The sequence below is a fragment of the Variovorax boronicumulans genome, assembly GCF_040544675.1.
Taxonomy (GTDB): Bacteria; Pseudomonadota; Gammaproteobacteria; order Burkholderiales; family Burkholderiaceae_C; genus Variovorax; species Variovorax boronicumulans_D.
The window spans coordinates 121,518-135,014 of sequence record NZ_JBEPKK010000012.1; the positions used below are offsets into that span (position 1 = coordinate 121,518).

10 protein-coding genes are annotated in these 13,497 nt (G+C 67.0%); 9 read left to right on the top strand and 1 reads right to left on the bottom strand.

The features are described 5' to 3' along the window. Window positions 1-10: 10 nt before the first annotated feature. The 4 genes from ABIC90_RS20375 to ABIC90_RS20390 are packed head-to-tail and all read left to right on the top strand — an operon-like array spanning window position 11 to window position 3,841. A complete protein-coding gene (locus tag ABIC90_RS20375; RefSeq protein ID WP_354357245.1) occupies window positions 11-1,141 on the top strand; it encodes a deoxyguanosinetriphosphate triphosphohydrolase in 1,131 nt (376 codons plus the stop codon). Beyond that, window positions 1,138-2,388, top strand: coding sequence for an MFS transporter (locus ABIC90_RS20380; RefSeq protein WP_354357247.1), 1,251 nt, complete (start codon window positions 1,138-1,140; stop codon window positions 2,386-2,388). Before ABIC90_RS20375 ends, ABIC90_RS20380 begins: the two co-directional genes overlap by 4 nt. Continuing rightward, on the top strand, window positions 2,385-2,960 hold the full coding sequence (locus tag ABIC90_RS20385; protein WP_354357249.1) for a DUF1415 domain-containing protein: 576 nt from the start codon (window positions 2,385-2,387) through the stop codon (window positions 2,958-2,960). The genes ABIC90_RS20380 and ABIC90_RS20385 overlap by 4 nt, the downstream gene beginning before the upstream one ends. Next, a complete protein-coding gene (locus ABIC90_RS20390) occupies window positions 2,957-3,841 on the top strand; it encodes a class I SAM-dependent methyltransferase (protein ID WP_354357251.1) in 885 nt (294 codons plus the stop codon). The genes ABIC90_RS20385 and ABIC90_RS20390 overlap by 4 nt, the downstream gene beginning before the upstream one ends. 16 nt (window positions 3,842-3,857) lie before the next feature. Here ABIC90_RS20390 and ABIC90_RS20395 read toward each other — a convergent pair whose 3' ends face one another. Beyond that, window positions 3,858-4,574: a DUF1266 domain-containing protein gene (locus ABIC90_RS20395; protein WP_354357253.1), complete on the bottom strand. Its 717-nt coding sequence runs from the start codon at window positions 4,572-4,574 to the stop codon at window positions 3,858-3,860. Between the two features lie 68 nt (window positions 4,575-4,642). Between ABIC90_RS20395 and ABIC90_RS20400 the strand changes: the two genes are divergently transcribed. The 5 genes from ABIC90_RS20400 (at window position 4,643) to mlaE (ending at window position 13,482) form a co-directional block, all read left to right on the top strand. Continuing rightward, window positions 4,643-5,338, top strand: a complete 696-nt coding sequence (locus ABIC90_RS20400) for a transposase (RefSeq protein WP_354357255.1) — start codon at window positions 4,643-4,645, stop codon at window positions 5,336-5,338. Window positions 5,339-5,523: 185 nt separating this feature from the next. Continuing rightward, on the top strand, window positions 5,524-10,263 hold the full coding sequence (locus ABIC90_RS20405) for a glutamate synthase-related protein (protein ID WP_354357257.1): 4,740 nt from the start codon (window positions 5,524-5,526) through the stop codon (window positions 10,261-10,263). Between the two features lie 35 nt (window positions 10,264-10,298). Beyond that, window positions 10,299-11,777: a glutamate synthase subunit beta gene (locus ABIC90_RS20410; RefSeq protein ID WP_354357259.1), complete on the top strand. Its 1,479-nt coding sequence runs from the start codon at window positions 10,299-10,301 to the stop codon at window positions 11,775-11,777. Between the two features lie 65 nt (window positions 11,778-11,842). Beyond that, complete coding sequence (locus tag ABIC90_RS20415; RefSeq protein WP_436318230.1) at window positions 11,843-12,703, top strand: ABC transporter ATP-binding protein; 861 nt, start codon at window positions 11,843-11,845, stop codon at window positions 12,701-12,703. Further along, entirely contained in the window at window positions 12,700-13,482 is a 783-nt protein-coding gene (gene mlaE / locus ABIC90_RS20420; RefSeq protein WP_354357263.1) for a lipid asymmetry maintenance ABC transporter permease subunit MlaE, read from the top strand. Before ABIC90_RS20415 ends, mlaE begins: the two co-directional genes overlap by 4 nt. Window positions 13,483-13,497 lie beyond the last annotated feature (15 nt).

The following is a 13,497-nucleotide window of genomic DNA, read 5'->3' on the forward strand; positions in this document are numbered from 1 at the left end:
GCGCCTGCCCATGAGTCTCGCGGTTTTCGCCTGCCACCCTGCGAAATCGCGCGGCCGCCGTCATCCCGAGCCGCCCGCGCCCACGCGCGATGCCTTCCAGCGCGACCGCGACCGCATCGTGCATTCGACCGCGTTCCGGCGGCTGGTCTACAAGACGCAGGTCTTCCTGAACCACGAAGGCGACCTGTTCCGCACACGTCTGACGCATTCGCTCGAAGTCGCCCAGCTGGGCCGCTCGATCGCGCGCGCCCTGCACATCAACGAAGACCTGGTCGAGGCGATCGCACTGGCGCACGACCTGGGCCACACGCCCTTCGGCCATGCCGGCCAGGACGCACTGAACGACTGCATGGCCGACCACGGCGGCTTCGAGCACAACCTGCAGAGCCTGCGCGTGGTCGATGCGCTGGAGCATCGCTACCCGCAGTACGACGGCCTGAATCTGAGCTTCGAGACCCGCGAGGGCATCCTCAAGCATTGCTCGCGGCTCAACGCCGAGCGCCTGGAGGCCGCCGAGCCCAACGGCGTGGCCCGGCGCTTTCTGGACCGCACGCAGCCGGGACTGGAAGCCCAGCTGTGCAATCTGGCCGATGCCATCGCCTACAACGCCCACGACATCGATGACGGCGTGCGCTCCGGCCTGATCAGCGTCGAGCAGCTCTCCGAGGTGGAGCTCTTCGAGCGCTACCGCCGCGAGGCGCTGGCCGAGCATCCGCAGCTGCAGGACCGCCGCGTGCTCTACGAGACCATCCGGCGCATGCTGAGCGCGCAGGTCTACGACGTGATCGACGCCACGCGCGCGGCGCTCGAGGCCCTGGCGCCCGCCGATGCCGACGGCGTGCGCCATGCGCCGCCCATCGTCGCCTTCAGCGAGACCATGCAGGCGCAATCCGACGCGCTCAAGCGCTTTCTGTTCCGCAATCTCTACAGGCACCCGCAGGTCACCCAGACCACCGACCAGGCCCAGCAGGTGGTGCGCGAGCTGTTCGAGGCCTATCTGGAACGCGCGGGCGAAATGCCCGAGGCCTACGCCGGGCGCCGCGACCGCCAGCGGGCCGTGGCCGACTACATCGCCGGCATGACCGACCGCTTCGCGATGCGCGAGCACGAGCGCCTGACCGGCCGGCGGGGCATTGCATGACGGCTTCGCCGCGCGTCCCCGCCGCTGCCTTCGCCGTCATGCTGGGCGGCGTCAGCGCGGCATTGCACCTGGGCAAGTTGCCGCCTGCGGTGCCCGAGCTGCAGGCCTCGCTCGGCATCGACCTCGTCGAAGCCGGATTTCTGCTGTCGCTGGTGCAGGTGGCGAGCATGACGCTGGGCTTGGTGGCCGGGCTCGCGGCCGACACCATCGGCTTGCGCCGCAGCATGCTGGCCGGCCTGTCGATCCTCACGACCGCCAGCCTGCTCGGCGGCGCCGTGGGCGCGGGCCTGCTCGGCGGTTCGCATGCGGTGCAGTGGCTGCTCGTGCTGCGTGCCGTCGAAGGCATCGGCTTCCTGCTGTCGGTCATGCCGGGGCCGGGGCTGGTTCGTGCACTGACGCCGCCCGGCGCGGACAAGGCGGCGCTGGGTTTGTGGGGCGCCTACATGCCGCTGGGCGTGGCGCTCGCGCTGCTGCTCGGGCCGGCCTTGATCGCCTGGGGCGGATGGGGCGACTGGTGGTGGGTGCTGGCTGCCGTGTCCGCGGCGGCGGCGCTCTGGGTGTGGTTTGCGGTGCCGGCAGACGGGCTTCGGCCGGTCGCCGCGGGGCATGTGCCCGCGACTGGGGCGTCGCGCTTGCTGGCCACGGTCGGCGCGCGCGCGCCCTGGCTGATTGCGTTGACCTTCGCGGTGTACTCCGCCCAATGGATCGCGGTGATCGGCTTCCTGCCCGCCATCTACGCCGGCGCGGGCGTGCCCGCCGGGTGGAGCGCCGTGCTCACCGCGCTGGCGGCGGCCACGAACATCGTGGGCAATGTCGCGGGCGGCCGCTGGCTGCAGCGCGGCGTTGCGCCCGAGCGCTTGCTGCAGGCGGGGTTCCTGGCGATGGCGCTGGGCGGCGTCGCTGCGTTCGCACAGGTGGGGCAGGGCGCCGAGGCCCTGGGCTTGCCGCCCGCGCTCCGCTACATCGCGGTCTGCGTCTTCTCGCTGGGCGGCGGCATGGTGCCGGCCACGCTGTTCCTGCTCGGCGTTCGGCTGGCGCCCGGACCCGGCACCGTCTCCACGACGGTCGGGCTCATGCAGCAGGCCTCTTCGCTGGGGCAGTTTCTCGCGCCGCCCGCGGTGGCGTGGGTGGCCCATCGGGTCGGTGGGTGGCACTGGACCTGGACCGCCACGCTGACCTGCTCGCTGGCCGGCATGGTGGTTGCACGGCGACTGGGGCGATTGCGCCCCCCGGGGGACGCGGCATGACCCGCCCGACGACAATAGCCGCCCCTCAGGCCGAAGCCGACACGCGGCGCTGGCTGGAGCGTGCGGTCATCGGCCTCAACCTGTGTCCCTTCGCGAAGGCGGTGCATGTGAAGGCGCAGATCCACTATGCGGTGTACCTGGCAGCAGACGACAACGCGCTGATCGACATGCTCCTGGCCGAGGCCGACGAACTCGCCGCGCTCGACGCCTCCGTGTGCGACACCACCTTGCTTATCGCACCCAACACCTTGGCGGATTTTCTGGACTTCAACGACTTCACGGCACGCGCCGAACGCAGGCTCGCGCGGGCGGGATTCGACGGCGTGTTCCAGCTGGCGAGCTTTCATCCGCGGTTTCAGTTCGGCGGCACCGAACCCGACGACATCGAGAACGCCACGAATCGCGCGCCCTATCCCACGCTGCATCTGCTGCGCGAGGACAGCGTGAGCCGCGCGGTCGAGGCCTTTCCAGAAGCCGAAGCCATCTTCGAGCGCAACATCGAAACACTGCAGGCGCTGGGCCCGGCCGGCTGGGCCGCGCTCGACGTAGGGCCAGGGAGTGCCCGACCATGAATGCACAGGCGGCCAAGGCCATGAAGACGACGAACAAGGCGGCCAAGGCCGATGCGGAACTCGCGGAAGTCCTGCGGCCCGGGCAGTCCGTCGAACTGCTGAAAGAGCTGCACATCCTCACCCGCGAGGGGCGGCTCAACCAGGATTCGCGGCGCAAGCTCAAGCAGGTCTATCACCTGTTCCAGTTCATCGAGCAACTGCTGCGCGAACTGCCGGAGCAGGGCGCCCAGGCGACGCTGGCCGACCACGGCGCGGGCAAGTCGTACCTCGGATTCATCATCTACGACCTGTTCTTTCGCGCGCGCGAGAGCGGCCATGTCTACGGCATCGAGACGCGCAGCGAGCTGGTCGAGCGCTCGCGCCAACTGGCCGCGCAGCTGGGGTTCGGCCGAATGTCGTTCCTGAATCTCACGGTGGCCGAATCGGCGAATGCGAGCGAGCTGCCGGCGCAGATCGACGTGGTCACCGCGCTGCATGCCTGCGACACCGCGACCGACGACGCCATCGCCTTCGGCCTTGCGAAGAAGGCGCGCTGCATGGTGCTGGTGCCGTGCTGCCAAGCCGAAGTGGCGGCGTGCCTGCGCGAAACCAAGGCGCTGGCCCTGTCGCGCACGCCGCTGGCGGAGCTGTGGCGCCATCCGCTGCACACGCGCGAAATCGGCAGCCAGCTCACCAACGTGCTGCGGTGCCTGTACCTGGAGGCCAACGGCTACAGCGTCACGGTCACCGAGCTGGTGGGCTGGGAGCACAGCATGAAGAACGAGCTGATCCTGGCGCGCTACACCGGGCAGCGCAAGGCAAGTGCGGCCACGCGCCTGGGCGAGTTGCTGGCCCAGTTCGGCCTCGACGCGCTGGGCGATACGCGGTTTCGCCTGGGCTGAAGCCGTCGAGGTCGGGTCAGCTCGGCCGCGCGGCACCGCGAGAGGCGAGCAGGTCGGCCAGCGAATCGCGCGCAGGCCAGGCCACCGTCTTCCAGGGGCTCAGTTCGTCCGCCAGGAGCTTTTCTGCCACCGAGGCGAGCAGCTTGCGTCCGACGATGTTGCTGCCCGGCGCATTGCGCTCGCCGGCCAGGAAGCTTTGCGAATAGTTGTCCCAACCGCTGAAGCGCTCGACCGCCAGTTCCACGGCAGGCTCCAGCCACGCCAGCACCTCTTCGTCGCGCGCGTAGCCCACGGCGGCCGCGCCGGTGGCCAGATGGCTCGCGCGCCCGATCCAGAGCGCGAGTTCGTCGTCGCTGTGCGAGGGAAAGTCCTCGATGATCGCCGCCACCGCGGCCGCCGCCTCTTCGCCGGTGGTCACGGAGAAATCGCGGGCCAGCAATTTCTTCCAGGGCTCGACTTCATTGGGCGGAATGCCGATGCACAGCAGATGCACCGCGCTGCGTTGCGCCTCGCGCGCTTCGTTCAGGTCGGGCGCGAAGGTCTGCCTGTAAACCGCGGCCAGCGCCACCGCAAAGTTTTCGAAGCGCGACGAAGCCGCGAGGCGCGCCTCCAGTTCGGCGTTGTTCTTCTGTTGCGCGGCCTGGCGGTCGGCCTCTTCCTGGGCGAGTTCGGCCCTTCCCTCGGCCATGCCCTCCTTCACCGAATCGACCAGTTCCTTGAAAAACTTGAACATTCAGGGCTCCCCGGATACGTTGCCAAACCAGCCGCTTAGGATACAAGCCTCGCGCGACACCTCATTCCATGGCCCGCCTTCCCCGTCTCACATTGGCCGGTATGCCGCATCACGTGATCCAGCGCGGCAACAACCGCCAGCCGATCTTTGTCGATCGCGCGGACCACGAGAAGCTGCTCGGCCTGCTCGCCGACAGCGCCGCGCGCCTGGGCATTGCGCTGCACGCCTATGTGCTGATGGACAACCACTTCCATCTGCTGGCCACGCCGGACAGCACCACCGGCCTGCCGCAGTTCATGCAGTCGGTGGGGCGCAGCTATGTGCGCTACTTCAACGACCGCCACGGCCGCAGCGGCACCTTGTGGGAAGGCCGCTACAGGTCCACGCTGATCCAGACGGATCGGTACCTGATGACCTGCATGGCCTATATCGACCTGAACCCCGTGCGCGCCGGGCTTGCGGTCGATGCCCGCGAGTTCCCGTGGTCCAGCCATGGCCACTACGCGGGCCTGCGGCACGACAAGCTCCTGACGCCGCATCCGCTGTACTGGGAACTGGGCAACACCCCGTTCGCGCGCGAGGCGGCGTACGTCGAACTGGTGCGCGCAGGGGTGCGAACGGCCGACCAGACCACATTGACCGAGGCCACCTTGAGGGGCTGGGCGGCGGGTGACCTCGATTTTCTGGACGCGCTCCAGAAGTCGACGGAGCGGCGCGTGGTCAAGGCAAAGGCCGGCAGGCCGCCCGCTGCGCCTGATTCCTGAGCTTCAAAGAGCTGGTCAAGCATTGCGATTGCGAGCTGTCTTGCTACCGTTTTTGATATGTCCCCAATTTAATTCCGATCAGAAAACTCAGGATTTAATAAGAATCTGACCCCAATTAAAGTGTTTGGCATTCTTTGTGCATCGCAATATGCTCCCTTTCCCTGCGAAAACTGAAGGAGTGCGCCATGACGACGGCTGCCGAGATCGAACATCTCCAAAAACACGGTCTGTATTCCGGTGCCGATGAGCACGACGCCTGCGGCGTCGGCTTCGTCGCCCATATCAAGGGTGAGAAAAGCCACGCCATCGTGCTGCAGGGCTTGAAGATCCTCGAAAACCTCGACCACCGCGGCGCAGTGGGCGCTGACAAGCTGATGGGCGACGGCGCCGGCATCCTGATCCAGTTGCCCGACCACCTGTATCGCGACGAGATGGCCAAGCAGGGCGTCACGCTGCCCCCGCCCGGCGAATACGGCGTCGGCATGATCTTCCTGCCGAAGGAGCACGCCTCGCGCGAAGCCTGCGAACAGGAGATGGAACGCGCCATCAAGGCCGAAGGCCAGGTGCTGCTCGGCTGGCGCGACGTGCCGGTCAACCGCGACATGCCCATGTCGCCCACCGTTCGCGAAAAGGAACCGCTGCTGCGCCAGGTGTTCATCGGCCGCGGCAACGACGTGATCGTGCAGGACGCGCTGGAACGCAAGCTCTACGTGATCCGCAAGACCGCCAGCGCCAACATCCAGCGCCTGAAGCTCAAGCACAGCAAGGAATACTACGTTCCGAGCATGTCCAGCCGCACCGTGGTCTACAAGGGCCTGCTGCTTGCCGACCAGGTCGGCACCTACTTCATGGACCTGCAGGACAAGCGCTGCGTCTCGGCCCTGGGCCTGGTGCATCAGCGCTTCTCGACCAACACATTCCCCGAGTGGCCGCTGGCCCACCCGTACCGCTACGTTGCGCACAACGGCGAAATCAACACGGTCAAGGGCAACTACAACTGGATGAAGGCGCGCGAAGGCGTCATGTCCTCGCCCGTGCTGGGCGCCGACCTGCAGAAGCTCTACCCGATCAGCTTTGCCGGCCAGTCCGACACCGCCACCTTCGACAACTGCCTCGAGCTGCTGACGATGGCCGGCTACCCCATCAGCCAGGCCGTGATGATGATGATTCCCGAGCCCTGGGAACAGCACACCACCATGGACCCGCGCCGCCGCGCGTTCTATGAATACCACGCCGCCATGCTGGAGCCGTGGGACGGCCCGGCGTCCATCGTGTTCACCGATGGCCGCCAGATCGGCGCCACGCTGGACCGTAACGGCCTGCGCCCCTCGCGCTACTGCGTGACCGACGACGACCTGGTCATCATGGCTTCGGAGTCGGGCGTGCTGCCCGTGCCCGAGCAGAAGATCGTGCGCAAGTGGCGCCTGCAGCCCGGCAAGATGTTCCTGATCGACCTGGAACAGGGCCGCATGATCGACGACGAGGAGGTCAAGGCCACCCTCGCCAACAGCAAGCCCTACAAGCAGTGGATCGAGAATCTGCGCATCAAGCTGGACAGCGTGAACGCCGAGCCGGTCTCCGCGCCGCTCAGCCAGGTTGCGCTGCTCGACCGCCAGCAGGCCTTCGGCTACACCCAGGAAGACATCAAGTTCCTGATGAGCCCGATGGCGCAGGCCGGCGAAGAGGGCATCGGTTCCATGGGCAACGACAGCCCGCTGGCCGTGCTCTCCAACAAGAACAAGCCGCTCTACAACTACTTCAAGCAGTTGTTCGCGCAAGTGACCAACCCGCCGATCGACCCGATCCGCGAGGCGATCGTGATGTCGCTGGTGTCCTTCATCGGCCCCAAGCCCAACCTGCTGGACATCAACCAGGTCAACCCGCCGATGCGTCTCGAAGTGAGCCAGCCGATCCTGGACTTCGCCGACATGGCGAAGCTGCGCGACATCGGCAAGTACACGCAGGGCAAGTTCAAGAGCTACGTGCTCGACATCACCTACCCGCTCGCCTGGGGCGACGAAGGCGTCGAAGCCAAGCTGGCCTCGCTGTGCGCCGAAGCGGTAGACGCCATCAAGGGCGGCCACAACATCCTGATCGTGAGCGACCGCGGCGTGAGCCCCACGCAAGTGGCGATCCCCGCCGTGCTGGCCCTGTCGGCCGTGCACCAGTACCTGGTCCGCGAAGGCCTGCGCACCACCGCCGGCCTCGTGGTCGAAACCGGTTCGGCCCGCGAAGTGCACCACTTCGGCGTGCTCGCCGGCTACGGCGCGGAAGCCGTGCACCCGTACCTCGCCATGGAAACCCTGGCGGCCATGCATGCCGACCTGCCGGGCGACCTGAGCGCCGACAAGGCGGTCTACAACTACGTCAAGGCCATCGGCAAGGGCCTGTCGAAGATCATGTCGAAGATGGGTGTCAGCACCTACATGAGCTACTGCGGCGCGCAGCTGTTCGAAGCCATCGGCCTGAACACCGAGACGGTGAACAAGTACTTCACCGGCACCGCCAGCCGCGTGGAAGGCATCGGCGTCTTCGAGATCGCCGAGGAAGCCATCCGCATGCACAAGGCCGCGTTCAGCGACGACCCGGTGCTCGCCAACATGCTGGACGCCGGCGGCGAATACGCCTGGCGCACGCGCGGCGAAGAGCACATGTGGACGCCCGACGCCATCGCCAAGCTGCAGCACAGCACGCGCTCCAACAACTGGAACACGTACAAGGAGTACGCGCAGCTCATCAACGACCAGAACCGCCGGCACCTCACGCTGCGCGGCCTGTTCGAGTTCAAGATCGATCCGGCCAAGGCCATTCCGGTGGACGAGGTCGAATCGGCGGCGGAGATCGTCAAGCGCTTCGCCACCGGCGCGATGTCGCTGGGTTCGATCAGCACCGAGGCGCACGCCACGCTCGCGATTGCCATGAACCGCATCGGCGGCAAGAGCAACACGGGCGAGGGCGGGGAAGACCCGGCGCGCTACCGCAACGAGCTCAAGGGCATCCCGATCAAGCAGGGCGACACGCTCAAGAGCGTGATCGGCGCGGCCAACGTCGAGGTCGACCTGCCGCTGAACGACGGCGACTCGCTGCGCTCGCGCATCAAGCAGGTGGCCTCGGGCCGTTTCGGCGTCACTGCCGAGTACCTGCACTCGGCCGACCAGATCCAGATCAAGATGGCGCAGGGCGCCAAGCCGGGCGAGGGCGGCCAGCTGCCCGGCGGCAAGGTCACCGAGTACATCGGCAAGCAGCGCTATGCGGTGCCGGGCGTGGGCCTGATCTCGCCGCCGCCGCATCACGACATCTACTCGATCGAAGATCTGGCCCAGCTGATCCACGACCTGAAGAACACCGCGCCGCACGCGAGCATCAGCGTCAAGCTGGTGAGCGAAATCGGCGTGGGCACCATCGCCGCGGGCGTGGCCAAGTGCAAGAGCGACCACGTCGTGATCGCCGGCCATGACGGCGGCACGGGCGCCTCGCCCTGGTCGTCGATCAAGCACGCGGGCAGCCCGTGGGAAATCGGCCTGGCCGAAACGCAGCAGACGCTGGTGCTCAACCGCCTGCGCAGCCGCATCCGCGTGCAGGCCGACGGCCAGATGAAGACCGGCCGCGACGTCGCCATCGGCGCGCTGCTGGGTGCCGACGAGTTCGGCTTCGCCACCGCGCCGCTGGTGGTCGAGGGCTGCATCATGATGCGCAAGTGCCACCTGAACACCTGCCCGGTGGGCGTGGCCACGCAAGACCCGATCCTGCGCAAGAAGTTCTCGGGCAAGCCCGAGCACGTCGTCAACTACTTCTTCTTCGTCGCGGAAGAAGTGCGCCAGATCATGGCCCAGCTGGGCATCCGAAAGTTCGACGACCTGATCGGCCGCGCCGACCTGCTCGACACCCGCAAGGGCATCGAACACTGGAAGGCCTCGGGCCTGGACTTCAGCCGCCTGTTCGCGTTGCCGAACGTGCCGGCCGACGTGGCGCGCTTCCATGTCGAGAACCAGGACCACGGCCTCGAACGTGCGCTGGACGTGAAGCTCATCGAGAAGTCGCGTCCCGCCATCGACAAGGGCGAGAAGGTGCAGTTCATCGAGGTGGCGCGCAACGTCAACCGCTCGGTGGGCGCGATGCTTTCGGGTGCGCTGACCAAGGTGCATCCGCAGGGCCTGCCGGACGATTCGATCCGCATCCAGCTCGAAGGCACAGGCGGCCAGTCGTTCGGCGCCTTCCTGGCGCGCGGCATCACGCTGTACCTGATCGGCGATGCCAACGACTACACCGGCAAGGGCCTCTCGGGCGGCCGCGTGGTGGTGCGTCCGAGCCTGGACTTCCGCGGCGAAGCGGTGCGCAACACCATCGTCGGCAACACCGCGCTGTACGGCGCGACGACCGGCGAAGCGTATCTTTGCGGCGTGGCGGGTGAACGCTTCGCGGTGCGCCTCTCGGGCGCCACGGCGGTCATCGAAGGCACAGGCGACCACGGTTGCGAATACATGACCGGCGGCACGGTCGCGGTGCTCGGCAAGACCGGCCGCAACTTCGCGGCCGGCATGAGCGGCGGCGTCGCCTTCGTCTACGACGAGGACGGCCAGTTCGCCACGCGCTGCAATCTCTCGATGGTGTCGCTCGACAAGGTGCTGACCTCGGCCGAGCAAACGGCCAGCGTGCATCGCAAGATCTGGCACGGCGGCGAAACCGACGAAGCCCAGCTCAAGAAGCTGCTCGAAGAGCACCACCGCTGGACCGGCAGCAAGCGCGCGCGCGAACTGCTGGATAACTGGGCCGTGTCGCGCACCAAGTTCGTCAAGGTGTTCCCGAACGAATACAAGCGCGCCCTCGCCGAACTGCACGACCGCAAGGTCGAGCTGACCAGCAGCGGCAACAACGCGCACGTGGGCCTCGAGCCGCACGCGCTGACCGCACCGGCCGCCGTCTGAGCGCGGCCACAGATACGAAGAACAGAGGAACCGCGATGGGAAAGATCACTGGCTTCATGGAGCATGAGCGCATCGAAGAGGGCTACAAGCCCGTCGACGAGCGCGTCAAGCACTACAAGGAATTCGTTGTCGGCCTGACGCCCGAGCAGGCCAAGGTGCAGGGCGCGCGCTGCATGGACTGCGGCACGCCGTTCTGCAACAGCGGCTGCCCGGTCAACAACATCATTCCGGACTTCAACGACCTCGTGTACCGCAACGATTGGCAGAACGCCTTCGCGGTGCTCGACTCGACCAACAACTTCCCCGAGTTCACCGGCCGCATCTGCCCCGCACCCTGCGAGGCAGCCTGCGTGCTCAACGTGAACGACGAAGCGATCGGCATCAAGTCGATCGAGCACGCGATCATCGACCGCGCCTGGGACGAAGGCTGGGTCGCACCGCGCGTGGCCAAGCACAAGACCGGCAAGAAGGTGGCCGTGGTGGGTGCGGGCCCGGCCGGCATGGCGGCTGCGCAGCAGCTGGCGCGCGCGGGCCACGACGTGACGCTGTTCGAGAAGAACGACCGCATCGGCGGCCTGCTGCGCTACGGCATCCCCGACTTCAAGATGGAGAAGACCCACATCGACCGCCGCGTCGAGCAGATGAAGGCCGAGGGCGTTACCTTCCGCACGGGCGTGATGATCGGTGCCGCGAAAGACCCGCTGGGCAAGGGTTCCAAGGTGACCAACCTCGCCAAGGAAACCATCACGCCCGAGCAGCTGCAGAAAGACTTCGACGCGGTGGTGCTCACCGGCGGCGCCGAGCAATCGCGCGACCTGCCGGTGCCCGGCCGCGACCTGGACGGCATCCATTTCGCGATGGAGTTCCTGCCGCAGCAGAACCGCGTCAACGCGGGCGACAAGGTCAAGGGACAACTGCGCGCCGACGGCAAGCATGTCATCGTCATCGGCGGTGGCGACACCGGCTCCGACTGCGTGGGCACCAGCAACCGCCACGGCGCTGTCAGCGTCACGCAGTTCGAACTGATGCCTCAGCCGCCCGAGGAAGAGAACCGCCCGCTGACCTGGCCCTACTGGCCGATCAAGCTGCGCACCAGCTCCAGCCATGAAGAGGGCTGCGAGCGCGAGTTCGCCATCTCGACCAAGGAATTCATCGGCGAAAAGGGCAAGGTCACGGGCCTGAAGACTGTTCGCGTCGAGTGGAAGGACGGCAAGATGCAGGAAGTGGCCGGCAGCGAGCAGATCCTCAAGGCCGACCTGGTGCTGCTGGCGATGGGCTTCATCAGCCCCGTGGCCACCGTGCTCGACGCTTTCGGCGTGGAGAAGGATGCACGCGGCAACGCCCGTGCGACCGTCGACTTCATCGGCGGCTATGCCACCAACGTGCCGAAGGTGTTTGCAGCGGGCGACATCCGCCGCGGCCAGTCGCTGGTGGTGTGGGCCATTCGCGAGGGCCGCCAGGCCGCGCGCTCTGTGGATGAATTCCTGATGGGGTTCAGCGATCTGCCGCGCTGAATTTTGTTTCAATTTCGCGGGGCCCTTCGCGGCCCCGCTATCATTCGCGGAAACCGCATGCCGGGATGCTTGAAAAAGCGCCCGGCTTTTTTATTGAGATGGACCTAGCCGCACAGCCACCACCCTTCGCAGAGTTCCGCGACGTCACGTTCGGCTACGGCGCGCGCGCGATTCTCGACGGCGTCTCGTTCAGCGTGCCGCGCGGCAAGGTCACTGCCTTGATGGGCGCCTCCGGCGGAGGCAAGACCACCGTGCTGCGTCTGATCGGCGGACAGCAGCGCGCACAGCGCGGCGAAGTGCTCTTCGACGGCCACGATGTCGGCAAGTTCGACGCCCCGGCGCTTTATGCGGCGCGGCGCCGCATGGGCATGCTCTTTCAGTTCGGCGCGCTTTTCACCGACATGAACGTGTTCGACAACGTGGCGTTTCCGTTGCGCGAGCACACCCAGCTGTCTGACGCGCTGGTGCGCGACGTGGTGCTCATGAAGCTCGATGCGGTGGGCCTGCGCAGTGCGCGCGACCTGATGCCCAGCGAGGTGTCGGGCGGCATGGCGCGGCGTGTGGCGCTGGCGCGCGCGATCGCACTCGACCCCGACCTGGTGATGTACGACGAGCCCTTCGCCGGCCTCGACCCGATTTCGCTCGGCACCGCGGCGCGACTGATTCGCCAGCTCAACGACACGCTCGGGCTCACCAGCATCGTCGTCTCGCACGACCTGGAAGAAACCTTTCGTATTGCCGACCACGTGATCATCCTGGCCAACGGCAAGGTCGCCGAACAGGGCACGCCGCAGGAGGTGCGCGAAAGCGCCGACCCGCTGGTGCATCAGTTCGTGAATGCCTTGCCCGACGGGCCGGTGCAGTTCCACTATCCGGGCGCGAGCATCGAAGACGATTTCGGCCCGATGGTCGGAGGGCGCTCATGAGCTGGTGGAAGCCCGCCGATATCGGCTATGCCGTGCGCAGCAAGCTCGACGACCTGGGCTATGCGGCCAAGCTGTTCATGCGTCTTGCTGGGCCGGGCGCGCAGTCGCTGCGCCGGTTCGGCCTGGTGCGCGACCAGATCCACTTTCTGGGCAACTACTCGCTCGCGATCATCGCCGTCTCGGGGCTGTTCGTCGGCTTCGTGCTCGGCCTGCAGATGTATTACGCACTGCAGCGCTACGGGTCGTCCGAAGCGCTGGGCCTCTTGGTCACCCTGAGCCTGGTGCGCGAACTCGGGCCCGTCGTCGCGGCGCTGCTGTTCACCGGGCGCGCCGGGACATCGCTCACGGCGGAAATCGGCCTCATGAAGGCCGGCGAACAACTCAGCGCCATGGAAATGATGGCGGTCGACCCGGTGCAGCGCATCCTCGCGCCGCGCTTCTGGGCCGGCGTGATCACCATGCCGCTGCTGGCCGCGGTGTTCAGCGCCGTCGGCATCATGGGCGGCTACGTCGTGGGCGTGCTGATGCTGGGGGTGGACCCCGGCGCCTTCTGGGGCCAGATGCAGGGCGGCGTCGATGTGTGGCGTGACGTCGGCAACGGCGTCATCAAGAGCATCGTCTTCGGTTTCACGGTGACTTTCGTCGCGCTGCTGCAGGGCTACAAGGCCCAGCCCACACCGGAGGGCGTGTCGCGCGCGACCACGCGTACCGTGGTGGCGGCATCGCTTGCCGTGCTGGGGCTGGACTTCCTGCTCACCGCCATGATGTTCAGCATTTAAAAGGGGCTCCGCCCC